This window comes from Pseudomonas sp. R9.37, from assembly GCF_963878885.1.
Lineage (GTDB): Bacteria > Pseudomonadota > Gammaproteobacteria > Pseudomonadales > Pseudomonadaceae > Aquipseudomonas.
In genome coordinates, this window is sequence record NZ_CAWNZA010000043.1 from 65,667 (window position 1) to 90,230 (window position 24,564).

Annotated in this window: 20 protein-coding genes and 1 tRNA gene; 18 read left to right on the forward strand and 3 right to left on the reverse strand. The window is 55.9% G+C overall.

All coding sequences use genetic code 11. The annotated features are described in order from the left end of the window. From AACU78_RS19420 to AACU78_RS19470, 11 genes are all read left to right on the forward strand, one after another. Entirely contained in the window at window positions 1–681 is a 681-nt protein-coding gene (locus AACU78_RS19420; protein ID WP_010214228.1) for a CsgG/HfaB family protein, read from the forward strand. 29 nt (window positions 682–710) lie between these two features. After that, window positions 711–1,073, forward strand: a complete 363-nt coding sequence (locus tag AACU78_RS19425; RefSeq protein WP_106577341.1) for a DUF4810 domain-containing protein — start codon at window positions 711–713, stop codon at window positions 1,071–1,073. Then, complete coding sequence (locus tag AACU78_RS19430) at window positions 1,070–1,720, forward strand: DUF799 domain-containing protein (RefSeq protein WP_106577342.1); 651 nt, start codon at window positions 1,070–1,072, stop codon at window positions 1,718–1,720. The genes AACU78_RS19425 and AACU78_RS19430 overlap by 4 nt, the downstream gene beginning before the upstream one ends. Before the next feature lie 220 nt (window positions 1,721–1,940). Continuing rightward, window positions 1,941–3,581 carry a vWA domain-containing protein gene (locus tag AACU78_RS19435; RefSeq protein WP_106577343.1) on the forward strand — a complete coding sequence of 547 codons (1,641 nt, stop codon included), beginning with the start codon at window positions 1,941–1,943 and terminating at the stop codon, window positions 3,579–3,581. A 142-nt stretch (window positions 3,582–3,723) separates the two neighbouring features. After that, window positions 3,724–4,296 carry an RNA polymerase sigma factor gene (locus tag AACU78_RS19440; RefSeq protein WP_106577344.1) on the forward strand — a complete coding sequence of 191 codons (573 nt, stop codon included), beginning with the start codon at window positions 3,724–3,726 and terminating at the stop codon, window positions 4,294–4,296. Beyond that, window positions 4,293–4,889 carry a hypothetical protein gene (locus tag AACU78_RS19445; protein ID WP_106577345.1) on the forward strand — a complete coding sequence of 199 codons (597 nt, stop codon included), beginning with the start codon at window positions 4,293–4,295 and terminating at the stop codon, window positions 4,887–4,889. The genes AACU78_RS19440 and AACU78_RS19445 overlap by 4 nt, the downstream gene beginning before the upstream one ends. 295 nt (window positions 4,890–5,184) lie before the next feature. After that, a complete protein-coding gene (locus tag AACU78_RS19450) occupies window positions 5,185–5,628 on the forward strand; it encodes a hypothetical protein (protein WP_106577346.1) in 444 nt (147 codons plus the stop codon). 956 nt (window positions 5,629–6,584) lie between these two features. Beyond that, window positions 6,585–10,046 carry a hypothetical protein gene (locus AACU78_RS19455; protein ID WP_146151429.1) on the forward strand — a complete coding sequence of 1,154 codons (3,462 nt, stop codon included), beginning with the start codon at window positions 6,585–6,587 and terminating at the stop codon, window positions 10,044–10,046. Beyond that, window positions 10,043–10,531 (forward strand): response regulator, encoded by a 489-nt coding sequence (locus AACU78_RS19460; protein ID WP_106577347.1) that lies wholly within the window; start codon window positions 10,043–10,045, stop codon window positions 10,529–10,531. The genes AACU78_RS19455 and AACU78_RS19460 overlap by 4 nt, the downstream gene beginning before the upstream one ends. Window positions 10,532–10,533: 2 nt before the next feature. Next, window positions 10,534–11,778 (forward strand): 5'-methylthioadenosine/S-adenosylhomocysteine nucleosidase family protein, encoded by a 1,245-nt coding sequence (locus AACU78_RS19465; RefSeq protein ID WP_106577348.1) that lies wholly within the window; start codon window positions 10,534–10,536, stop codon window positions 11,776–11,778. Beyond that, a complete protein-coding gene (locus tag AACU78_RS19470; protein WP_106577349.1) occupies window positions 11,771–12,271 on the forward strand; it encodes a hypothetical protein in 501 nt (166 codons plus the stop codon). The genes AACU78_RS19465 and AACU78_RS19470 overlap by 8 nt, the downstream gene beginning before the upstream one ends. 357 nt (window positions 12,272–12,628) lie before the next feature. Here AACU78_RS19470 and AACU78_RS19475 read toward each other — a convergent pair. After that, window positions 12,629–12,705: transfer RNA gene (locus tag AACU78_RS19475), tRNA-Arg, on the reverse strand. A gap of 371 nt (window positions 12,706–13,076) precedes the next feature. Between AACU78_RS19475 and gabD the strand changes: the two genes are divergently transcribed. From gabD to AACU78_RS19490, 3 genes are all read left to right on the forward strand, one after another. Continuing rightward, complete coding sequence (gene gabD, locus AACU78_RS19480; protein WP_095186318.1) at window positions 13,077–14,519, forward strand: NADP-dependent succinate-semialdehyde dehydrogenase; 1,443 nt, start codon at window positions 13,077–13,079, stop codon at window positions 14,517–14,519. Between the two features lie 180 nt (window positions 14,520–14,699). Further along, on the forward strand, window positions 14,700–15,977 hold the full coding sequence (gene gabT, locus AACU78_RS19485; RefSeq protein WP_106577350.1) for a 4-aminobutyrate--2-oxoglutarate transaminase: 1,278 nt from the start codon (window positions 14,700–14,702) through the stop codon (window positions 15,975–15,977). Between the two features lie 139 nt (window positions 15,978–16,116). After that, window positions 16,117–17,319, forward strand: coding sequence for an HDOD domain-containing protein (locus AACU78_RS19490; protein ID WP_106577351.1), 1,203 nt, complete (start codon window positions 16,117–16,119; stop codon window positions 17,317–17,319). A 53-nt stretch (window positions 17,320–17,372) separates the two neighbouring features. On the opposite strand, the gene AACU78_RS19495 is transcribed toward AACU78_RS19490, so the two are convergent. Together AACU78_RS19495 and desA are read right to left on the reverse strand one after the other, a co-directional pair. Next, complete coding sequence (locus AACU78_RS19495; RefSeq protein WP_106577352.1) at window positions 17,373–18,374, reverse strand: sensor domain-containing diguanylate cyclase; 1,002 nt, start codon at window positions 18,372–18,374, stop codon at window positions 17,373–17,375. A 326-nt stretch (window positions 18,375–18,700) separates the two neighbouring features. After that, the gene (desA, locus tag AACU78_RS19500) at window positions 18,701–19,885 is read right to left on the reverse strand and encodes a delta-9 fatty acid desaturase DesA (RefSeq protein WP_106577353.1); all 1,185 of its coding nucleotides are present in this window, start codon (window positions 19,883–19,885) and stop codon (window positions 18,701–18,703) included. A gap of 165 nt (window positions 19,886–20,050) precedes the next feature. On the opposite strand from desA, the gene dibA reads away from it, so the two are divergent. From dibA to cysT, 4 genes are all read left to right on the forward strand, one after another. Further along, a complete protein-coding gene (gene dibA, locus AACU78_RS19505) occupies window positions 20,051–21,961 on the forward strand; it encodes a phosphodiesterase DibA (protein WP_106577354.1) in 1,911 nt (636 codons plus the stop codon). 303 nt (window positions 21,962–22,264) lie between these two features. Continuing rightward, window positions 22,265–22,447, forward strand: coding sequence for a sulfur starvation response protein OscA (oscA, locus tag AACU78_RS19510; RefSeq protein ID WP_003170956.1), 183 nt, complete (start codon window positions 22,265–22,267; stop codon window positions 22,445–22,447). A gap of 75 nt (window positions 22,448–22,522) precedes the next feature. Continuing rightward, the gene (locus AACU78_RS19515; protein WP_106577355.1) at window positions 22,523–23,533 is read left to right on the forward strand and encodes a sulfate ABC transporter substrate-binding protein; all 1,011 of its coding nucleotides are present in this window, start codon (window positions 22,523–22,525) and stop codon (window positions 23,531–23,533) included. 200 nt (window positions 23,534–23,733) lie between these two features. After that, a complete protein-coding gene (cysT, locus tag AACU78_RS19520) occupies window positions 23,734–24,552 on the forward strand; it encodes a sulfate ABC transporter permease subunit CysT (RefSeq protein ID WP_003218141.1) in 819 nt (272 codons plus the stop codon). Window positions 24,553–24,564: the final 12 nt, after the last annotated feature.

A 24,564-nucleotide genomic window follows, 5' to 3' on the forward strand; every position in this document is an offset into this window, starting at 1 on the left:
GTGAAAACACTGTCCAAAATCCTGCTGTCTGGCCTCACCGCCGCAGCGCTGCTGACCGTGGCCGGTTGCGCCACGGAGAGCAACCGCGCGATGCCGGTGGAGCAAGTCGCCAGCGCCAACGTCGCCTACTCCGGCGTGCGTGTGCCGATTGCCGTGGGCAAGTTCGATAACCGCTCCAGCTACATGCGCGGCATCTTCTCCGATGGCGTCGACCGCCTCGGTGGCCAGGCCAAGACCATCCTGATCACCCACTTGCAGCAGACCAACCGCTTCAGCGTGCTGGACCGCGACAACATGGGCGAAATCTCCCAGGAAGCCGCGATCAAAGGCACCGTGCAAAAGCTTAAAGGTGCTGACTACGTAGTGACCGGCGATGTGACCGAGTTCGGCCGCAAAGAGACCGGCGACCGCCAGCTGTTCGGCATCCTCGGTCGTGGCAAGACCCAAGTGGCTTACGCCAAAGTCGCGCTGAACATCGTCAACATCAGCACTTCCGAAGTGGTGTATTCCACCCAGGGCGCCGGTGAATACGCGCTGTCCAACCGTGAAGTCATCGGCTTTGGCGGCACCGCCAGCTACGACTCCACCCTTAATGGCAAGGTCCTGGACCTGGCCATGCGCGAAGCCATCAACCGCCTCGTCGACGGCATCAACGCCGGCGCCTGGAACCCGCGCAACTGATCAGCAGCACCTCAAGGAGCAGTACACGGATGAGCAAGGCAGTGAAGTTGGCGCTGATGCTGACAACAATCGCGACGGTCGCCGGGTGCCAAACGGCGCCCCAACCCCTGTATCAGTGGGAAAGCTACCAGCCGCAGGTTTATGAGTACTTCAAGGGCGAGCCCAAGGAAGCGCAGGTTGAGGCGCTGGAGCGCGATCTGCAAAAGATCAACGCCAGTGGCCGCAAGGCGCCGCCGGGTTACCACGCCCACCTGGGCATGCTGTACATGACCATGGGCAAGGATGACCAGATGGTGCAGGAGTTTCGCACCGAGAAGGCACTGTTCCCCGAGTCGGCTTCCTACATGGACTTCCTGCTGAAAAACGCCAAGACCGGAGTCGCCACCAAATGAGCCTGTTAAAACTCACGGGCGCCTTGCTGGCCCTGGCTTTGCTCGGCGGTTGCGCCGCGCCCAAGACCATTGATTACACGGCGTACAAACAGGCGCGGCCAAAGTCGATCCTGGTACTGCCGCCGATCAATGAGTCGCCGGAGGTGCAGGCGTCCTACAGCATGGTGTCGCAGGTGACTTACCCGCTGGCCGAAGCGGGCTACTACGTGTTGCCGATTGCCCTGGTGGACGAAACCTTCCGCCAGAACGGCCTGACCACCGCCAACGACATCCAGGGTGTGGCACCGGCCAAGCTGCATGACATCTTTGGTGCGGATGCGGCGCTGTACATCACCGTCAGTGAGTACGGCACCAAGTACATGCTGATCTCCAGCGACACCTCGGTGACGGCCTCGGCCAAACTGGTCGACCTGCGCACCGGCACCACGCTGTGGACCGGCTCGGCGCGGGCGTCGAGCGAGGAGGGCAACAACAATGGCGGCGGCCTGGTGGGCATGCTGATCACGGCGGCGGTCAAGCAGGTGATCAACAGCTCCACCGACGCCGCGCACCCGATTGCCGGCATCACCAGTGCGCGCCTGTTGTCGGCGGGGCAACGCACCGGGATTCTGTACGGGCCGCGTAACCCGAAGTACGGCACCGACTGATCCGGGTACTGAAAACACTGCAGCTCCAATGTGGGAGCTGGCTTGCCTGCGATAGCATCACCACGGTTTAACTGAAAAACCGAGGCGTTTGCATCGCAGGCAAGCCAGCGTCTACACACTTGCACAGTGATCGAGGTGTTATCCGACGCCGGTTTAACCCGAACCCTCCACACCTTGCGTCTGACCTTGTGAACGGATCATTCATTCACGAGGTTCAGCCATGTCCCGTCCGCTGCTTTTCCTGCGCCCTGCTGCCCACGGCTTTACCGTTACGTTGCTGGTCGCGTTGGCCGGTTGTGGGTTGTCTTCTTCGCGTGATGCCGCCAAGCCTGAGCACGCAGCACCTATCGCCGAACTGCAACGCGCGCCGGTACAGGGTGCGCTGAGCAAACGCATGCCGATGCCGGCGCCAATGGCCATGCGCATGGTCAGTCAGGATTCAGCGGCGATGGCCTACCGCAGCGAGCCTCGTGAGCACTACGCAAACCTGCCGGACAACCCGGTGCACCGCGTGGCCGAAACCCCCGTCTCGACCTTCAGTGTCGATGTCGACACCGGCAGCTATGCCAACGTAAGACGCTTCCTCAACCAAGGCCGTCTACCGCCTGAAGGTGCTGTGCGATTGGAGGAAATGGTCAATTACTTCCCCTACGACTACGCACGCCCCACCGACGGCTCGCCGTTTGGCGTGACCACAGAGATCGCCGCCACACCGTGGAACCCGCACACTCAGCTGCTGCGCATCGGCATCAAGGCGTCCGACCGCACCGTCGCGGAGTTGGCGCCGGCCAACCTGGTTTTTTTGGTGGATGTGTCCGGTTCCATGGACCGCCGCGAAGGCTTGCACCTGGTGAAAAGCACCCTGAAGTTACTGGTGGACCAGCTCCGCGACCAAGACCGCGTGTCGCTGGTGGTGTATGCCGGTGAGTCCCGCGTAGTTCTCGAACCCACGTCTGGCCGCGAAAAAGCCAAGCTGCGCAATGCCATCGACCAACTGACGGCGGGCGGCTCAACGGCCGGCGCATCCGGCATCGAACTGGCCTACCAGATGGCCCGCGCAGGCTTTATCGGCAACGGCATCAACCGCATCCTGCTGGCCACTGACGGTGACTTCAACGTGGGCATCAGCGACTTCGACAGCCTCAAGCAGATGGCGGCCGAGCAGCGTAAAAGCGGCGTGTCGCTGACCACCCTGGGCTTTGGTGTGGATAACTACAACGAACACCTGATGGAGCAATTGGCCGACGCGGGCGATGGTAACTACGCCTACATCGACAACCTGCGCGAAGCGCGAAAAGTACTCGTCGACCAGCTCAGTTCAACCCTGGCCGTCGTGGCGCGGGATGTGAAATTGCAGGTGGAATTCAACCCGGCCCAGGTCAGCGAGTACCGACTGCTGGGCTATGAAAACCGCGCCTTGAAACGTGAGGATTTCAACAACGACAAGGTGGATGCGGGCGAGATCGGCGCAGGGCATAGCGTGACGGCGTTGTACGAAATTGTCCCGACGGGCCAGAAAGGCTGGCTGGAACCGTTGCGCTACGCCGCTGCGCCAGTGGCTGAAAACAAACCGGCTGAGTTGGCGATGCTGCGCGTGCGCTACAAGCCTGCGGCGGGCGGTGACAGCCAATTGATTGAGCGGCCCATCGGCAACCAAGCGACCAAGGCCAGCGACGACCTGCGCTTCTCGGCAGCTGTGGCTGCCTTCGCCCAACAGCTCAAGGGTGATGGCCGCTACACTGGCAGCATGAGTTTGCAGGACACCGCCGCACTGGCCCGCTCGGCCCGAGGCGATGACCCGTTCGGGCTGCGCAACGAGTTCGTGCAACTGGTAGAGCTGGCGCAGAGTCTTAAGCATTAACGACACTCAATGTGGGAGCGGGCTTGCTCGCGAAAGCGGTGGATCAGTCGGTATAACTGTTAACTGACACTGCGCATTCGCGAGCAAGCCCGCTCCCACATTTAGAGCGATTTCGACTGTAAGAAAGGAGTTCGCCACCTACATGGCCGTGCCCGATGATTCACCCAGCGACGAAGCGCTGCTGGCCCGCTACCGAGCCGGAGACGGCGCCGCGTTTGAGCTTTTGTACGCGCGCCATCGCCAAGGTTTGTACCGGTTCCTGGTGTCCCTGAGCAACAAGGTCGAACTGGCCGAAGAGGTGTACCAGGAGACCTGGCTTAGCCTGATCCGCAGCACCACTCAGCCACAAGGTCGGGCGAGCTTTCGTACGTGGTTGTTCCAGATTGCCCGCAACCGCTTGATCGATCACTGGCGCAAGCACGGTATCCACAACCCGCTGCACGACAGCTACGATGAGCAACTGCACGCCCAGCCCGACGACAGCGCCGGCCCCGAGCAGCAACTGAGCCTGAGCCGCGACCAGGCGCGCCTCGACGCGGCGTTGCAGGACTTGCCCGAGGACCAGCGCGAAGTCTTCCTGCTGCGCCTGCACGGCGACCTCGAAGTGCCGCAAATCGCCGCCCTCACCGGTGCCCCGCTGGAAACCGTCAAAAGCCGCCTGCGCTACGCCCAGCAGAAACTGCGCCGCCTGCTGGCCGAGGAGATACCTGCATGACCGACCCACGACACACCCAGGACCCCGACGACGTGTTGCTCCAACACTTTCGTCAACACAGCACAGGCGAGCCGCCCGCGTCCCTCGACGCCTTCATCCTCAACACCGCCCGCCGTGAAGCCCCGACGCCGCCGCCGAGCCTATGGCAACGCTGGCTGCACGCCTGCCGCCAGCCGCGCTGGCAGATGGCTTTCGCCACCGTCGCCGGCGTGGCGCTGATGATCGGCGTGGTGATGCGCTCACCCGTGCCGCAACCGGAGATCTCCACCGCGACCTTCTCCGCGCCTCATCAGGAAGCCGCACGCCCACTTGTCCAAGCGTATTCGGCGCCGGCACCGGCGCCCATGGCCCGCATGGCTGCCGCCGCACCGCCGATTCAGGCTGAGGTGGCCGGCGCGTTGGCGGATGAGCCGGCCGCGAAACTCAGCAAACGTGCGGTGGCGTTGCCATCATTGGAGGAGGGGTTGCAGCAGCTCGTGGAGCTGCGCCGGGCTGGAGAAACCAAAGCGGCCGATGAACAGCTGCTGGCGCTGCATAAGCGCTTTCCCAAGGAAGACTTGCCGGCGCGGTTGGAGGCGTTGCAGAAACGTTAATCGACACCCACAAAAAAGCCCCAGGCCTTTCGACCTGGGGCTTTTCGTCTGTGTCGGGTGCCCCGGCGTCGTTTGAACTGGGTTGTAAAATGCCAGTATTTGCTGGGCTTTGTAGGTTTGGTATCGGTTAGGCATACACGTGGGCATACACGAGGCTAACTGCTAGAGCCACAAAATGCGGTTTCTGTGAGAATTCATTGGTCGCCCACAACGGTGCTGCAGGACAGAAGTGGCATTCTGCTGCTATACATCACGTCAGCATATTCGATGCCTCGGCAAATAAAAGGAGTTAACGATGAAGGTTCTTGCAGGGCTGGTTGGCGGCTTAATATTAGCCATTCTTCTTTCGATTGTCGTAGGCATCGCCGGAGCGGCTTCGCCAGGGGCTGGCGGTGCGACAGGCGCGATTGTGTTCTTCGTCGCATGGATCATTGCACTAGTCGTAGCGATTTATGCTCCGACTCCTGGCAAAGCATGGCGTCGACTTCTAGTGACCTCGGGCATCGCTGCATTCATGCTTCCCTTGTCCGGTATTATTTTCACCGGTAGCCATATCGCTACCAATGTCAGTGGCGCTCACTCAGGTGCTGAAACGGCGGGAGCGGCCATCGGTGGCACTTTGGTGAGTGGCTTTCTAGGATTTGTTGGCTTCTTCCTCGGAGTGATCCTGCTCGTCATCGGCTTGTTGGTGGGTCGAGATAAGCAGATCGTCTACATTCAATCTCCCCCAAATTCCTAAGCGGATTCATCTGGATAGCGACCCCAAAGACTTTTCCATTCACCTGGTATCGATCTTTCGTAGCGATACCCGTCGGAGTTTCGTGGCCGATAAGCGCTGGGGACCCTGGTGATTTACTAGTAGTACGGGGCATGGAACCCGCAGGATCTTGTTAGTAGCAGGTAGTCCAGCTTACTGAAATTTCAACGTTGAAATTGAAAGAATCTTGAAGAAAACCGACATCGTTACCCGGTCTGTAATAGTGCAATTGGCGTGTTCAAGCGTGAACAGCTGAGCAGTCACACCTGCCGATAACCCTCAACTACTGTCATGTAACTTGGAGAACTCACTTGCAATCAAGAGTCGAATTATCTGCCACCTGCGCTTCCGGAATGCCTAAGGATCAGTACATCAGACCGGACATGGTTAGGCCTATCCGCTGATGGCATCAAGCTCGCGGGGAGCAGGGGTGATAGCTGTACTGAAGTCGGTGTTACGAGCGTTACCGGTGTAACGAAATCTGTTAACTTATTGATTTTATTGAATTAATTATGCGTAACGTGGTTTTGATTCGTGTGGCGCGGCTGGTGTTACTTCCACAAGAGGTGTAACAGAAACAAGCCTAGCAAGAACGTAAGAGCGTTTCACCTGATCCACGACACCTCCGAAGCATGCAACGACGTGTCTTGTACGCTTACTGCTATAGCCTTGATCGATCATGAGCGCATATGGATTGTTTGCCGACCCGCGAAAGCGAGGACCAGATGACTTTTCAGATAGAACTATGGTAGGTGCCTTAACGAGACATATTGCTAGGTTGAGGTCAATGGGCCATCATGCGACCGATATATTTCGATAGTCATCCGGTAACATACGGATATGGGGCAGATCCAGAAAGATTTTGACTACCTAATAGGATTACAGGAAGGCAAAGCGGAAAGATTTTTTATCTCGTCTTGCTATAAAAAGGAAGGCTCATGTTAACCGATGGCGATCACAAAAAAATATTTCAAAGCTGCCAGCATAAATTTCGTGGCCTGGTGTCAGCTTTTAAAGCGCGGAAATTTGAAGAAAATAGAAGATTTGATCACTCTTTTATCTTTCGACGTGGCTATCGGGACTTAATGCTTGAAGCCCGGGCCGTGCTTCATATTAGTTCATTTTCGAAATATCTACAGTGGTGTGGATTTCATATAGCGAATCAGTTGCCCGAGCTAAGAAGATATCCAACCGGCTATGATGAATTGCAAGGGGTATCTTGGAGCGATAAAAAAGTATCCCTGGAACGAGAAGTTTTCTGGATCACTGCAAGAATCAATCAAGATCACGCGGCCATAAATTTGTACAGAAACTGTGCAGAGAGGATAGAAGTACTTGCAATTCGAGATGAGCTAGATGAAGCGGTTGAGGTTGTAAAAAGTATTGAATCGACACACGGCGCTAGTTTTTGGTCAGTGCAGTTAAGAATCGCTCTTGAAAGTGTAATTGGTGGTCTTGAAGGCCAAAAAAAATACACGGCTGAAGTTAGATCTGTTTATAAAAGTGGGTTGTTGAATTTTATTGCTTATAATACAAGTGTTCGTAATGAAGATAAGGTTAGTATCCAAAAGTATACGGATGATATAAGTTTAAGGATTTCCGATCACAGTAAATACGAAGATTCAGTAAAAACGTATATGGGACACCGCTTGCTAAATTCTTGGCCTAGTAATAACGAAAGGATCGCTGATGTCTTAAGGGTTGAGCAGAGTCACTCCTTGATTGATATATATGAAACATTCATAAGCTTGATTCAATACTCTTTAAAGAATGAAGCGAATGTCGAACTGAGGTCAATATTGATATCTGCTATGCAGCAAATATCGAACGTGAATGACTTTAGGCTTGCAAAAGCATGTTTGGCACTCGGGTTGCCTCTTAAATCGGTTTTCCCAATTAGGGATAGAACGGTTTTTGACTTATTAAGCGTTGGGGATATCTCAGCTGCTTTCAAAAAAGGCCTACGGCTGAAACGCTTTAAACCAGAGGTCCCAGACGCATGGGATCATATCTACGCCGGTGTTGCGTTGGGCTTAAGCTCACAGAGAAGTAAAGGAGATAAGCTGTCGGAGGTAAGCCGGCTTATCGCCAGCATACTTAGGCAGGATGAAGATTCATCAACCGCCTATTCAAAGCTGCTGAAAATTACGACTAATTTTAGCGGGCTCCCATTTGCATCTGCAGTTCGCTCTTTTGTAGAATTAATTTACAGGAAGCATCCGACAGCCGACTGGCGACCAGAACTAGTTTCTCTCAATTGCCGCGCTATAGGGATAGAAGACAGTGCCCTCCACAAGTTAGAGTTTGAAGAGTCACCCTCCAGTTTACTCTGGGAGCTTTTGAGCAATCCTCGCAAAGAGCTTAATGGAGTAAACAAGGTGGCGGAATCATTTTTTCGTACTTGTGGGTTGATAAAGGCTGGAGAGCTCGATAGCGCATTGAGTTATATAGAGCCGCTGAGAAAATCAACGCCAGTTGTATTGCCAGCACTTTCGATTGCGTTAGAGTTGAACTCTCTTCATGCATTAGGTTCTCGTCAAGCAGTTATTGAACTAATTGCCCGCGAGGGCTCGAAGCATGCGAGTAGGATAGAGCTGATTCCCGTGGCTGCATCCATAGATGCCTATCGCCCTGAGGATTACAATCGATGCACTGAGTTACTATCTGCATCAATAGCGCTTCATATCCTATGGGAAATCACTGAGAAGAGTACGACTGCTTCCCATCTTCGATTCAAATTGGGGCAGGTAATACGTCGAAAGGATATTCAAGAACCAGCAAAACTAGTAGATATAAAAGATACAATTCCGCACCAGCAGCTAGTCTACTTTTTGAGAAATGTCTGTGTTTGCAACTGGGTCGATCAAGTTCGAATTGTAAAAACTACGGCAGAAATACTGCGCCAACGGCAAAATACTTGCTCCGTGCTGCGGGAAATTGATCCTGAGCGGGAATCAGAATACCAAGATGAGATCGTCGAGATTTCCAATCGACAATTAATGAGTGATGGTCAATGGATTGTCGATCGAACAAGAATCCAAGTAGATATTGGCGCACTAACTCGATGGTCTACACGTGAGCTGTCAGAGGAGTTTTACAGATATCGAGATTTAGCTAAAGTTGTTACTCCTACAGAGTACGATGAGTTGATGAGAGATATCCTCACTGAAAATCAAATACCTGTTCAATTTTCTGAGTTTGATGAGGCTGACACGGTATTGTATTCTCTGCTTGTGCGAATAGGCTCCGAGTTTCTAAATAATTCACTCTTCGGTCTGGATTATTATTTAAGTAAGCGCATTCGGCACCAGTCTTTCGTAGGGCTTATTCGTGGTCCTCTTGAGTTGCAAGGGTTAATTACTACCAAGGAATTAAGCGGCTCAGGATACAACGAAAATCATGATCTGTTAGAAAGGTTTTCGGATTGTTCAAAAGAAGCCTTGAATAAGCTAAGTAAAGTAATAGAGCGTTTTTCTTCATCGTTTGATACTGCAATTATTGAGACTAAAGATAAAGTAATTCAAATAAAGTCTAAGGAAAACCCACACGGGTTGATTTCCCTGGAGGTTGGGCCTCAGATCGTACCAATCGCCAGAGTTGTGTTGAATGATTATGATACAGCAACTTTCGTCAAAGGTGCTGTGGGAGTGATGTGGGCATTATTAGATCGGTCGTTGGGAGAAGTTCGAGACTATGTTTCTGGGGAGCTGAAATCCAAGCTTACAGTTGTTTTTGACGAGTTTCGAGCATCACTTAGATCTTTGGTTGAAGGCAGGCCCGAATATCCAGAAGTGGATCGTATAATTGGCGATTGCTCTGTGGCGGTTCAGTTGTCGTTGGACGATGCAAGTAGTTGGTTCGCTAGAACAAATGATCGCAATGCATTTAAGCGAACATTCAATGCTGAACAAGCTGTGAAAATCTCTATCGAAGCTGCTACGAAATGTCTTCGTGGGTTTGAGCCTAAGATCGATGTAACTACAACTACGTCTGACGTGGTTGTAATGCCTAGTACACTTGTATTTATACATGATGTAATATTCGTCTCTTTGGATAATGCCCGAATCCATTCGGGGCTAAAAAGTCCGAAGGTGGATATTGAAGTGGACCCGGACTTAACGAATGGTAGATTTGTTATAAAAACTCGTTGCTCCTCGAAGCCAAGTTCGAGGGTTGAGTCAGAAAAGAAATTAGCTGAAATAAAAGACAAAATTGATCGTGGCGAGTTTCATTCTAAAACTAAGACCGAAGGTGGCAGCGGGCTTTACAAAATTGCGGCAGTTGTAAAACAATCCGCAAAAGGTTATTTTACTTTTGGCTTTAATGCGGATGAGGAGTTTGAAGTAGTAGTGGCATATCACTTTTTAGGCGAGGCAATGCCTGCAGAGGAAATGTTATGAGTGAATCTCTGCTCATGATCTTAATAGTTGAAGATGAAGTGCCAAAGAGTACTCAAATTGAGCTTTTTTTACGCGCGTTATGTTTGCCTATGATTATTAAAACTGTGCGTTCCGTAAATTCTGCGCTTGATAATTTAGATGAAAGTACTCCCGATCTCGTTCTTCTAGATATGTCATTGCCTACGATTGATGTAGATATACCGAACAAGGAAAGTGGTGGTAGGGCTCAAGGCTTTGGCGGAATTGAAGTGTTGAGGTATATGAGTTTTATGGGGATGTCATGTCCAACCATTGTAATTACGGGGTATGAGGTGTTCCCGCGGGAAGGTGGCGATATTGATATTCCTGAGCTTAGAAAAGAATTAATAGAAGATTTTCCGAATATTATACATGGTGTATTGCATTATAATTCGACGTATGAAACGTGGAAGACTGAATTAAGGGCGGCGTTTGAAACGTTCAAAATGGACAGGGATTTTGACTAACTGTGCGAATATTAATTGCCGATGATTGTAAAAGTCGCTACAAAAATCTTTTGAAGAAGCTTGAGGAGTTAGATATTCAGCGTAGCTGCGTAGAATTGGTCGCTAGCGCTGATGAGGCACATACCAAACTTGAAAATGAATATTTCGATCTGTTGGTATTGGATATATTGCTCCCGCTATATGAGACTGATGATGATGTTTCTCATGAGCACTCCTTGGCAATCCTACACCGTATAAATAATGATGAAGAGATTCTTAGGCCAGGTAAGGTGATTGGGATTACTGCTGATTTAGATGCTGCGGGAGCTGCTAAGGATACTTTTTCTGATTGTACTTGGTCTATTATAGATTATTCTCAAATAGATGATGAGTGGCAGCAAAGAATAATTAACTGTGTGAAATACATAGTTCAGGAAAAGCTAAGCAGGCCATCAGAGGTGCAGAGCGCATCGCAGACCGACGTAGTCATCATATGTGCACTTGAAACCCCTGAATTTGATGCATTAATGGACTTGCCATGGAATTGGGCTGCTGCGCGTCCTATCCATGATCATATGTTTGTTAGAGATGGGTGGTTTTTTTCCAGCGGGTTAAAAATAACTGTTTCTGCAGCATTCGCTACTAGAAAGGGTATGGTAGAAGCGGCGTTAAAGAGCTATATCGCTATATCGTATTTTAAGCCAAAGCTTATCGCTATGACGGGAATATGCGCTGGCGTACAAGGGGCGGTGAAAATCGGTGATGTATTGTTCGCGGATCCGGCTTGGGATTTTCAAAATGGCAAGTTGTTGCGTGAGGGTGATGTTACGAAGTTTTTAATATCACCTCATCATATCCCTGCAACCTATAGTGTGCGAACTTTAATGGAGATGTTGCGTTCTGATAAAGTGTTTTTAGGAAGTCTTCCGTTGGAGTATGGTGATGAATGTAAATACAGTACTAACATAAAATTGGGGCCTATGGCATCTGGTTCTGCTGTTCTTGCGGATGGAAAAACTATCAAAGAGATTGAGGAGCGGCAACAGCGAGATGTCGTTGGGGTGGACATGGAGGTTTACGGTTTATATGCCGCAGCGCATGTTTCGAGTCCTGCTACGCGCTTTTTCGCTTTGAAAGGTGTTTGCGATCATGCAGATCCGGACAAGGACGACGACGCGCAACGCTATGCAGCGTTTGCCAGTGCGCGCGTTCTTCAGAAATTATTTGAACAGTATGGGGCATTCTGTCTAGGAGTAGCTAATGGATGACGATATCAAAACTCAACGCACCATTGATCATGCTTGGCGATACTTTGAGCTACATGCCCAGCAGCGGATGACAGTGTTTAATTTCTATCTTGCAATTTCTGGTCTGATTGCCGCCGGGGTGGGGGTGTGTTTGCAGCAGGGGTCGAAGTTTTCTTTTTTGGCTTCTTTGTTAGGTGTCTTTCTTGGCTTGGTATCTTTTCTTTTTTGGAAGCTTGATCAGAGAGTTTCTGAACTGATCAAGCTGGCTGAGTCAACTCTTTGTAAAATTGAGTTAGCTACGGGTAATGATGAGATATTGATTTTTTCTAAAGAACGGCTTGTTTCCCGAAAAGGAGGGCTATTTTCAATTTGGACCTATGGGAGATGCTTTCGGATGACTTTCCTGTCGGTCGGGTTGATAGGTGGTGCATTTGCAGTTTTACCCCATGTTGTGGATTTTTCAAGCAAGCCTGATGAAGGTAAATATTCTTACAGGTATGTTATTAAAATATAGTTGCTTTCGAATGAGTCTTTGTTGCTTTTAAATAGAGCCTCTCAGATGAAGGTTGAAATCGGTAATCCAAGAGCAGCGGTTGAGAAAAGGCCTACTAGAGGCCTTTTGTCGAACTAGCTTGAATGAAAATGGGGACAGATTTATTTATGTTCAGACCGAATCCCCATTCATTGCGTGGCTGCCACTCCTCACGCAGGAGTGAGCAGGATTGCGGGCTAGTAGATGAGCCATCAAATCCGAGAACCCTTGCGATAGGCAACCATCCGGAAATTCCGGCTAATTGAAACAGAAGACTTACGAAACACCGCCCACAAAAAAGCCCCAGCTCTTTCGACCTGGGGCTTTTTCGTCTGTATCTGGTGCACCCGGCGGGATTCGAACCCACGACCCCTGCCTTCGGAGGGCAGTACTCTATCCAGCTGAGCTACGGATGCTTGTGCGGGCGACATCATACCCATGTCGTCCTTGGGCGTCCATGCCGGTCTTTGGCCGTTTGTGGGTAGGAATTGGCTGCACAGAGGCCCTGCGCCGGGCGCCGGTGGTCGATGGGGTGGAACGCGGCCGGATCACGCTGATCAGAAAGATTCGGCAAATGCGCCGTTTTCGTTCTTTTTTTCGAACAGACTATTGCCCTGTACCCCCATTGATCCTAGGATTCGTTTGAGATTTCAAACGCTCTGTCTCCCGTGCGCTCTTCCACTCTTGCCGCGCGCTGGGGCTGATTTCCCTGACGGCAGCCCACAAGGCGCCTTTCAACAACTCTAATTCGCTCCGCGTGCGCGCGGTGCTGTTAAGGAAAGCCGACATGCAGCTCAAAGATACCCAGTTGTTCCGCCAACAAGCCTTTATCGATGGCGCTTGGGTCGATGCGGACAACGGTCAAACCATCAAGGTCAACAACCCGGCCACGGGCGAGATTCTCGGCACCGTGCCGAAGATGGGCGCCGCCGAAACCCGCCGCGCCATCGAAGCCGCCGACAAGGCGCTGCCGGCCTGGCGTGCACTGACCGCCAAGGAGCGCGCCAACAAGCTGCGCCGTTGGTTCGAGCTGCTGATCGAAAACCAGGACGACCTCGGTCGCCTGATGACCCTGGAACAAGGCAAGCCGCTGGCCGAAGCCAAGGGCGAAATCGTCTACGCCGCTTCCTTTATCGAGTGGTTCGCCGAAGAAGCCAAGCGCATCTACGGTGATGTGATTCCCGGCCACCAGCCCGACAAGCGCCTGATCGTGATCAAGCAGCCCATCGGCGTGACCGCTGCAATTACCCCGTGGAACTTCCCGGCCGCGATGATCACCCGTAAAGCCGGCCCGGCCCTGGCCGCCGGTTGCACCATGGTGATCAAGCCGGCTTCGCAAACGCCGTTCTCGGCCCTGGCCCTGGTTGAGCTGGCGCACCGTGCCGGTATCCCTAAAGGCGTGCTCAGCGTGGTCACCGGCAGTGCCGGCGACATCGGCGGCGAGCTGACCAGCAACCCGATCGTGCGTAAATTGTCCTTCACCGGCTCCACCGAAATCGGTCGCCAGCTGATGGCCGAATGCGCCAAGGACATCAAGAAGGTCTCGCTGGAACTGGGCGGCAACGCGCCGTTTATTGTGTTCGACGACGCGGACCTGGATAAGGCCGTCGAAGGCGCGATCATTTCCAAATACCGCAACAACGGCCAGACCTGCGTCTGCGCCAACCGCCTGTACATCCAGGATTCGGTGTACGACGCGTTCGCCGAGAAACTCAAAGTGGCCGTGGCCAAACTCAAGATCGGCAACGGTCTGGAAGACGGCACCACGACTGGCCCGCTGATCGACGAAAAAGCCGTGGCCAAGGTTCAGGAGCACATCGCTGATGCCCTGAGCAAAGGCGCCAAGCTGCTGGCCGGTGGCAAGGTGATGGAAGGCAATTTCTTCGAGCCGACCATTCTGGTCGACGTGCCGAAAAATGCCGCCGTGGCGAAGGAAGAAACCTTCGGCCCGCTGGCGCCATTGTTCCGCTTCAAAGACGAAGCCGAAGTGATCGCGATGTCCAACGACACCGAGTTTGGCCTGGCTTCCTATTTCTACGCCCGCGACCTGGGCCGTGTGTTCCGTGTGGCTGAAGCCCTGGAATACGGCATGGTCGGCGTCAATACTGGGTTGATCTCCAACGAAGTGGCGCCGTTCGGCGGCATCAAGGCGTCGGGCCTGGGCCGTGAAGGCTCCAAGTACGGGATCGAGGATTACCTGGAAATCAAATACCTCTGCCTGGGCATCTGACCGGCAAGAGCTTGCGGCAAACGCAGAGGGCACGAGAGCGCTGCCCCTTTGCGTGTTTCACACCGTTATTCGTAGTGGCCGGGAAAGCTGTGGCAGTCGATCATCGCATGCTGCCGTAGTTGCCTCCCCGCCACGTATTCCTTGGACCACGCCACCCGATGAGTGGCGAATGAGGACTTTATGAGCAAGACCAACGCATCCCTGATGAAACGCCGCGAAGCCGCTGTACCGCGCGGTGTTGGCCAGATTCACCCGATCTTCGCTGAATCCGCGAAGAACGCCACCGTGACCGACGTTGAAGGTCGCGAGTTCATCGACTTCGCCGGCGGTATCGCTGTGCTGAACACCGGCCACGTGCACCCGAAAATCATCGCCGCCGTGACCGAGCAACTGAACAAGCTGACCCACACCTGCTTCCAGGTTCTGGCCTACGAGCCTTACGTGGAACTGTGCGAAAAAATCAACGCCAAGGTACCAGGCGACTTCGCCAAGAAAACCCTGCTGGTCACCACCGGTTCCGAAGCGGTTGAAAACGCCGTGAAGATCGCGCGTGCCGCCACGGGCCGCGCCGGCGTGATCGCCTTCACCGGCGCTTACCACGGCCGCACCATGATGACCCTGGGCCTCACCGGCAAAGTCGTGCCGTACTCGGCCGGCATGGGCCTGATGCCAGGCGGCGTGTTCCGCGCTCTTTTCCCGAACGAACTGCACGGTGTGAGCGATGACGACGCCATCGCCAGCATCGAACGCATCTTCAAAAACGATGCCGAGCCGCGTGATATCGCTGCCATCATCATCGAGCCGGTGCAGGGCGAAGGCGGTTTCTACGTCGCGCCTAAATCCTTCATGAAGCGCCTGCGCGAACTGTGCGACAAGCACGGCATCCTGCTGATCGCCGACGAAGTGCAAACCGGTGCCGGCCGTACCGGTACGTTTTTCGCCATGGAGCAGATGGGCGTCGCCGCCGACCTCACCACCTTCGCCAAATCCATCGCTGGCGGCTTCCCGTTGGCCGGTGTGTGCGGCAAGGCGGAATACATGGACGCCATCGCCCCAGGCGGCCTGGGCGGCACCTATGCCGGTAGCCCGATCGCGTGCGCCGCTGCGTTGGCGGTGATGGAAGTGTTTGAAGAAGAGCACCTGCTGGACCGCTGCAAGGCTGTCGGCGAGCGCCTGGTGACTGGCCTCAAAGCCATTCAAGCCAAGTACCCGGTAATCGGTGAAGTGCGTGCCCTGGGCGCGATGATTGCGGTCGAGCTGTTCGAAGGTGGCGACAGCCACAAGCCGAACGCTGCAGCCGTCGCCTCCGTGGTGGCCAAGGCGCGTGACAAGGGCCTGATCCTGCTGTCCTGCGGCACCTACGGTAACGTATTGCGCGTACTGGTCCCGCTGACCTCGCCGGACGAGCAGTTGGACAAAGGCTTGGCGATCATTGAAGAATGTTTCTCCGAGCTGTAAGCGGAACCTGATTTGATCGACAGAAAAAACCCGCCTCGGCGGGTTTTTTTGTGCCCGATGCAGCACATTCAGGCCTTGTTCATTGTACGTAGGCAGCGTGATTGTCTAAGGTTGCAGCATTGCCGATGGAGCGTGCTGGATGACTGCTGTTGATTTACCGGCTGTACCCCGAGTGTTGATTGCCGAGGCGGACCCTTGGTCGCGGGATCTGCTCAAGCAAGTGCTGTTGAATGTGCGCTGCGACGCACGGCTGGACGTGTGTGCTGATGGGCAGCAAGCAGCCACGCTGTTGCGAGAAAAAACCTACGACCTGATTCTCGCGGATTGGGAGCTGCCCGGCGTCGATGGCCTGAGCCTGCTGCGCAGCGTGCGCCAGAAGCGCCGTTCGCTGCCCTTCATTCTGTTGAGCAGTCGCAATGACAGCGCCAGCGTGCGCGAAGCCTTGCCTCTGGCGCCGACGGCGTACCTGACCAAACCACTGAACATGGAAGGCCTGACACAGCGCCTGCAAGACCTGCTGCTCAACGAAGGCGAAAGCGTGTACTGCGAAATTGCGCCGCTGGCGCCGGGCATGACGTTGCCGGTGTTCCTGGAGCGCCGCCGCGAAGCCTCTGACGGCGCGCCGTTGCGGGTGGATGTAAAAGACGCCGTAGAGCACAGCCTCACGCCGGATGGCCTGGACCTCGAACGCCTGGAAGACCAGGTGCGCATGGACCCGCAAATAACGGCCGTATTGATCGCCGCCGCCAACAGCGCCGGCCATCACGGTACGCCGGTGCAAACCCTGTCGGCCGCGCTGCACACACTGGCGGCCGGGCAGAGCATGAACCTGATTCTGGGCCTGGCCCTCAAGCACAATGTGGTGCTGGGCGATCCGGCGCTGGTGGCCTATGCCGAGCGCCACTGGCAACTGTCCCAAGACACTGCCGACTATGCCCGCCGCCTGGCGCGCATGCTGGAGTTGGACCACGAGCGCTGCTACAGCGCCGGCATCCTGCACCGGTTGGGCGACTTGGCGTTGTTGCGTTGCCTGGAAGACTGGCGTCAGGGCGGCGGGGCGTTGGATGACGAAGCCATTGGCGAGTCTCTGGATACCTACGGTGCGGCCTATGGTTCGGCATTGCGCACACGTTGGCGCTTGCCGTTGGAGCTACGCCAGTTGATTGCGTCGATCTACTCACTCGAAGGCGGGGTGTATTTGCGAGAATCGCTGGTGATGAACCTGGCGGCGCAGATGGCGCGCTTGACCGAGCGTGAAGGGTTGGAAGAGCTGGCCAGCAGCAAAACGGCGCGCTTGCTGAGGGTCGGGTTGTCGGAGTTGACTCGGGTACGCAAGGCCTAGCCAGCAACGCGGTCGCGTGTGGGAGCCAGCCCGCTCCCATCGTTTGAGCGGCGTTAACTCGCTATGACGCGGTTCTTGCCTTGGCGTTTGGCCTCGTACATCGCCGCATCAGCGCGCGCGAACAGGCCGTCCAGAGACGCATCTTCTTCGCGCAGGGTGGCCAGGCCCTGGCTGACGGTGACGGTGAATTGCCGCCCTTCGTAGCTGAAACTCAGCGCCTGGATTTCCTTGCCCAACCGCTCGGCCACTTGCAACGCCATGTGCGGCGCACAACCGGGCAGCACGGCGGCGAATTCTTCGCCACCGATGCGCCCGAACAGGTCGCCACGGCGCAGTACGCTGCGACCGCTCTCGGCGATACGCCGCAACACCTGATCGCCCTCCAGGTGGCCGTAACTGTCGTTGACCTCTTTGAAGTCATCAATGTCCAGCAACAGGAACGCCAGCGGTGTGCCCTGAGCGCAAGCGCTGTCGAAGGCCAGGTTGGCGCATTCGAAAAAGTGCCTCCGATTGCTGCTCTGGGTCAGTACGTCGGTGGTGGCGAGTCGGTGCAGTTCCAACTCCATTTGTTTCTTTTCGGTGATGTCTTCGGCCATGCCGACCACGATCACCGGCTTGCCGGGCTCGACCTGCTGGTTGATATAGCATTTGTCGCTCAGCCAGCGAATCTGCCCGTCGGCGGTAATGATGCGGTACTCGCGGTCCTCCACGGCGCCTTGCTCCAGCACGCGGGCGAGGCTGTATTCAGCGTAATCGAGGTCTTCGGGGTGAATGCTGTTGCGCCATTCGCGGTGGTCGGCCAATAGCAGACCGGCCGAACGGCCAAACACTCGCTCGTAGGCCGGGCTCACGTACAGCACTTGGCGCGTTTCCCAGTCGATGGCCCACAGCACGGCATTCACGCTGACCAGCAGTGAGCTGAGCAGTTGCTCGCGCTCACTCAGCCGCTCGACTTCACCCTGTGCGTGCATGAGCGCCAACAAGGTTGCCGCCGCAGCCGGGCGGGCAGGCTCAGCTGTGGGGGCATCGGGCAAGTAAGGCTTTTCGTGGACCATCGGTACAACTCTCTCTGGGCGCGCCGCAGGATGGAGCAGCGGTCACTACAAGGGGTCACCATGATGGCGAAGTGTTCTTTGAGAGAGGGGAATTGCGGTGAAGTTCCGTGAACAGCTTGACTAAGAAATGACGTCAGAAACCGGTTGTAGGCCGATTTTCGTGGTGAATAGGCTGGTTTTAGTGATTAGTTTTACGGCGGCGAGGGTGCCCCTTGTGGCGAGGGGCTTGCTGTGGCGAGCAGGTTTGCCACAGCAAGCCCGCCTGCCAGGGCCAACCCTGCCGCCTTCGGCCAGCCCACTCGTACGAGCGGGCTGTGAATGCCTGATCAGACCGTTGCAGGACGCAGCGAGTAGGTCTTCAATTGGTGGGCAAAATCGCGCAGGGACTGAATGCCGCTGGCCTCGGCCTCGTGCACCCATTCCTTGATCGCGGCCAGCATGTCGTGGCCATTGGAGCTGGTTTTCAGCCAGATCTGCTGCAGCGCCAGGCGCTTCTCGTAGATCACGGTGAGCGCATGGCTGTGTTCCAGCAGGCTCTGGATACGCACGTGGTGGCGGTCATCGAGCAAGCTGGTTTCACGCGACAGCAGGCGTTTGGCCCGGTGGAACTGGTGACGCACCGAGTGATCGACCTTTTCCAGCTCTTGCTTGACCAGCGGACCGATTACCAACTTGCGGTACTGGGCCATGATCTGGAAGCGGTTGTTGAGGATCGCCATGGCGGTGTCCATGTCCAGATGGCCTTTGCCTTCGACACGGTGGGCGATGGGGGCAACGCGCTGCACATTGGCCAGGCGCAGGAAGCTGAAGACTTTGATCCACGCCCAACCCAGGTCGAACTCCCACTTCTTCACTGACAGCTTGGCCGAATTGGGGTAGGTGTGGTGATTGTTGTGCAGCTCTTCGCCGCCGACGATGATGCCCCACGGCACCAGGTTGGTCGCCGCGTCACGGCATTCGAAGTTGCGATAGCCCACGGCATGCCCCAGGCCGTTGATCACGCCGGCAGCCCAGAACGGAATCCACATCATCTGGATCGCCCAGATGGTGATGCCGATGGTGCCGAACAGCATCAGGTCGATGACGCCCATGATCGCCACGCCCAGCAGCGGGTAAGGCGTATAGATTTTGCGCTCGATCCAGTCGTCCGGGCAGTTCTTGCCGTAGATGCGCAGGGTCTCCGGGTTTTCGGCTTCGGCGCGGTACAGCTCGGCGCCTTTGCGCAACACGGTGGACAGGCCTTTGACGACCGGGCTGTGCGGGTCGTCGACGGTTTCGCATTTGGCGTGGTGTTTGCGGTGGATGGCGGTCCACTCGCGGGTGTTCTGCGCCGTGGTCAGCCACAGCCAGAAGCGGAAGAAGTGTTTCAGGCCGGCATTGAGCTCCAAGGAGCGATGGGCTGAATAGCGGTGCAGATAAACCGTGACCCCAACGATGGTCACGTGGGTCATCAACAGAGTGACTGCCACCAGTTGCCAGGCTGACAAGTCAAGAAAACCGTTGTACCACATAGGCTGTATGGCCCTCAGATAAAGAAAAAAGCAGCTCACGCATTATCACTAAGCCTACAGAGAAAACCAGCCGCCCTTTCAGATAGAAGTGACTGGATGTTTCTTATTCTATAATCCGCAGCCTTTGTAGGGCGATTTTGTTTTTTGGTAAGGATTACTGACCATATGCTGTTTTCATACCGAGGTGCCCTGCGTGTGGGGCTGGTATACCTGCTGGTTTCCATTGCGTGGCTCCAGCTCAGCCATCATCTATTGATCGACTTTCTCGATGACCCTTGGGAATTGGAGCGCTGGCTGCAGGTGCGCGGCTATGTCTGGGTGGGGCTCAGCGCGCTGACCCTGTCGCTGATTTGCGCCCGTTTTGCCCGTGCTCACCAGCTGCAGCAGCCGCTGAAAGAAAACCGCGAGCGCCTGCGCCAGGCGGCTGCCGTGTTCGATTGCACCCGCGAAGGCGTGCTGGTCACCGACGCCCAGGGGCTGATCGTGCACGTCAATCGGGCGTTTATCGAGATCACCGGCTATCGCCGCGAAGATGTCATGGGCGAGCGACCAAGCTTGTTCAAGTCCGGGCGCCATTCGTCGAATTTTTATCAACAGATGTTCCAGACCCTGGAACGCACCGGCGAATGGAGCGGCGAAATCTGGAACCGGCGCAAAAGCGGCGAAATTTATCCACAGTGGCAAACCATCCGCGTCATTCAGGATGACCAAGGCAAGGTCAGCCATTACGTCGCGGTGTTTTCCGATATCAGCGCAATCAAGGATTCCGAGCACGAATTGGCGCACCTCGCCCATCACGACCCGCTCACCGACCTGCCCAACCGCCTGCTGTTCACCGACCGCGCCGAGCAGGCGCTGGCCTCGGCGCAAGTGCACAAACGCGGCTGTGCCTTGCTGTTGCTGGACCTGGATCACTTCAAGATCATCAACGACAGCCTCGGCCATAACGTCGGCGACCAGTTGCTCAAAGCGGTCGGCGAGCGGCTCAAGGGCCTGTTCGGCCCCGGCGTGACCCTGGCGCGCCTGGGCGGCGACGAGTTCGCCGTGCTCGCCGAAAGTTGTCCACAGGTGGTGCAGGCCGCCGCGCTGGCCCAGCGCATGCTCGATGCGATGAAGCAGCCGTTCATCTTTGACGGCCATCAACTGTTTATCAGCGCCAGCATCGGTATCAGCCTGTTCCCCAGCGATGCCCTGAGCGCCCAGCAGTTGCTGCGCAATGCCGATTCCGCGCTGTTCAAGGCCAAGAGTGCCGGGCGCGAAAGCTACGCGCTGTACACCGAAGAGCTGACCGCCCATGCACAGAACCGCGTGGAAATCGCCAGCGAACTGCGCCGCGCCCTCGACCAGCACGAGCTGCGCGTGTATTACCAGCCGGTGCACCACCTGCAGGGCAGCCGCCTGATCGGCGTCGAAGCGCTGGTGCGTTGGCAGCATCCGGAGCGCGGTCTGGTGCCACCCGGCGATTTCATCCCCATCGCCGAACGTACCGGGCTGATTGCCGACATCGACGCCTGGGTCATGGACCAGGCCTGCCGCCAGATGTGCCAATGGCTGGCCGATGGCGCGCCGTTGAGTTTTATCGCGGTAAATGTCTCCAGCCGGCTGTTTGCCCGGCGCGAGCTGTACGAGCAAGTCGCCCAGGTGCTGCACGCCACCGGCCTCGATCCGGCGTTTCTTGAGTTGGAGGTCACCGAAAGCGCGGTAATGGACGATCCGGAAGTTGCCCTTGAGCAGCTGCACCGCCTGCGAGAGCTGGGCTTGCGCCTGGCCATCGACGATTTTGGCACCGGCTATTCGTCACTGCTGCGCCTCAAGCGCCTGCCGGTGCAGAAGCTCAAGATCGACCAGGGTTTTGTCGCCGGGCTGCCATGGGATGAGGACGATGCGGCGATTGTGCGCGTGGTGATCGCCCTGGCGAAAAGCATGGGCATGCAGGTGCACGCCGAAGGCATCGAGCAAGTGGAACAGGCGCGGTTCTTGTTGGAGCAGGCATGCGATATGGGGCAGGGGTACTGGTTTGGGCGGCCGATGCCGGCACAGGAGATTGATTGGCAGCGGGCACCTGCTATCCGATAGGCAAAACTCGGTCAATGTGGGAGCCGGGCTTGCCCGCGATGAGGGCCTTTCAGGCGAAATATTTCGTACCTGACACATCGCCATCGCGGGCAAGCCCGGCTCCCACAGGGTTAAGCAGCGCCTGGGTATCAGTATTTTCAGTACCAAAACCTTCGCAACCCCACGTCCTGCCAGAAAATTCTTTCTGGTTATATAAACATTCTTAAATAGTATTTTTAAGAATATCCGCGCTTATCTACTATCGCCCTCACGCCGCAAGCAGTGCCGCCACTGCCAGGCACTATTCATTTCAGGAGCGAGACCATGAGCGCATCTCTACGTAGCGTCGACGGCCAGGACGAAGCAGCCATTTTGCGTGAGATCCAGAGCGCCTTGCGCGACCTGCGGTTTGGCGCGGTGGAAATCACTGTGCATAACGCCCAAGTGGTCCAGATCGAACGCAAGGAAAAATTCCGTTTGCAGAACCCGGGTAACAAACCGAGCTGAGCAACAACGGCGATTCGCATGCTAGACCCGCAACTATAAGAAAAAGCCAACACCCCAGAATTTCAGGAGCCTTCTATGTCGTCGATTCGCCGTTACGCCCTGGCCGCACTGGCCAGTGCCGTGTTTGCCGGTTCCGCTGTTGCCAAAGACTACGAGTTGCTCAACGTCTCGTATGACCCGACCCGTGAGCTGTACCAGGACTACAACGCTGAGTTCACCACCTTCTGGAAACAGTCCCACCCCGGCGACAACGTCAAGATCCAGCAATCACACGGTGGTTCGGGCAAGCAAGGCCGCGCGGTGATCGACGGCCTGCGCGCCGATGTGGTGACCCTGGCCCTGGCCGGCGACATCGACGAAATCGCCAAATTGGGCAAGACCCTGCCGGAAAACTGGCAAACCCGCCTGCCGGACGCCAGCACGCCCTACACCTCGACCATCGTGTTCCTGGTGCGCAAAGGCAACCCTAAAGGCATCAAGGATTGGGGCGACCTGATCAAGAAAGACGTTTCCGTCATCACCCCGAACCCGAAAACCTCCGGCGGCGCCCGCTGGAACTTCCTCGCCGCCTGGGCCTATGGCCTGAAAGCCGGCGGCAGCGAAGCCAAGGCCCAGGAATACGTGAAGGAGCTGTTCAAGCACGTGCCGATCCTCGACACCGGCGCTCGCGGTTCGACCATTACCTTCGTCAACAATGGCCAGGGTGATGTGTTGCTGGCTTGGGAAAACGAAGCGTTCCTGGCGCTGAAAGAAGACGGTGGCGCCGACAAGTTCGACATCGTCGTGCCTTCGCTGTCGATCCTCGCCGAGCCGCCAGTGGCCGTGGTCGACAAGAACGCCGAGAAAAAGGGCAACACCGAAATCGCCACCGAATACCTCAAGCACCTGTACAGCCCGGCTGGCCAGGAGATTGCGGCGAAAAACTTCTACCGCCCACGCGATGAGAAAGTCGCCGCCAAATACGCCCAGCAGTTCCCGAAACTGGACCTGGTGACTATCGACAAAGACTTCGGCGGCTGGAAAACTGCCCAACCGAAATTCTTCAATGACGGTGGCGTGTTCGACCAGATCTACTCGGCGCAGTAAGCCAAATTAAACTGTAGGAGCCTGATTTTCTGTAGGCGCTGGGCTTCTGTGGGAGCTGGCTTGCCTGCGATAGCATCACCGCGGTGTGTCTGACACACCGAGGTGCCTGCATCGCGGGCAAGCCCGGCTCCCACAGAAAAGCCAAGTCCCGCAGAGAGTGCGCTCCTACAGTGGTTTCTACCCTTTAACCAAGGACTCTTATGTCGCGTCGTATTTCCCCCGTCATACCCGGCTTCGGGCTGACGCTGGGCTACACCGTGGTGTACCTCAGCCTGATCGTACTCATCCCCCTGGCGGCGATGTTTGTACATGCCGCTCAACTCACTTGGGATCAGTTCTGGAACATCATCTCGGCACCGCGTGTGCTGGCGGCGTTGAAACTGAGCTTCGGCACGGCGCTGTATGCCGCCATCATCAACGGCGTGATCGGCACGCTGCTGGCCTGGGTGCTGGTGCGCTACACCTTCCCCGGCCGCAAAATCATCGATGCGATGATCGACCTGCCGTTCGCCCTGCCCACCGCTGTCGCCGGTATCGCACTGACTGCGCTCTACACCCCCACCGGCCTGGTCGGCCAGTTCGCCGCGGACCTGGGCTTCAAAATCGCTTACACCCCGCTGGGCATCACCCTGGCGCTGACCTTCGTCACGCTGCCATTCGTGGTGCGCACGGTGCAGCCGGTGTTGGCCGATATCCCCCGGGAAATCGAAGAAGCCGCCGCCTGCCTGGGCGCCAAGCCATTGCAGGTGTTCCGCTACATCCTCGTGCCTGCGTTGCTGCCCGCCTGGCTGACCGGCTTCGCACTGGCCTTCGCCCGTGGCGTTGGTGAATACGGCTCGGTGATTTTCATCGCGGGCAACATGCCGATGAAAACCGAAATCCTGCCGCTGCTGATCATGGTCAAGCTCGACCAGTACGACTACCACGGCGCCACCTCCATCGGTGTGCTGATGCTGGTGGTTTCCTTTGTTTTGCTGCTGCTGATCAACTTGCTGCAGCGGCGCATCGAACACCCATAAGGAGGCGCGGAA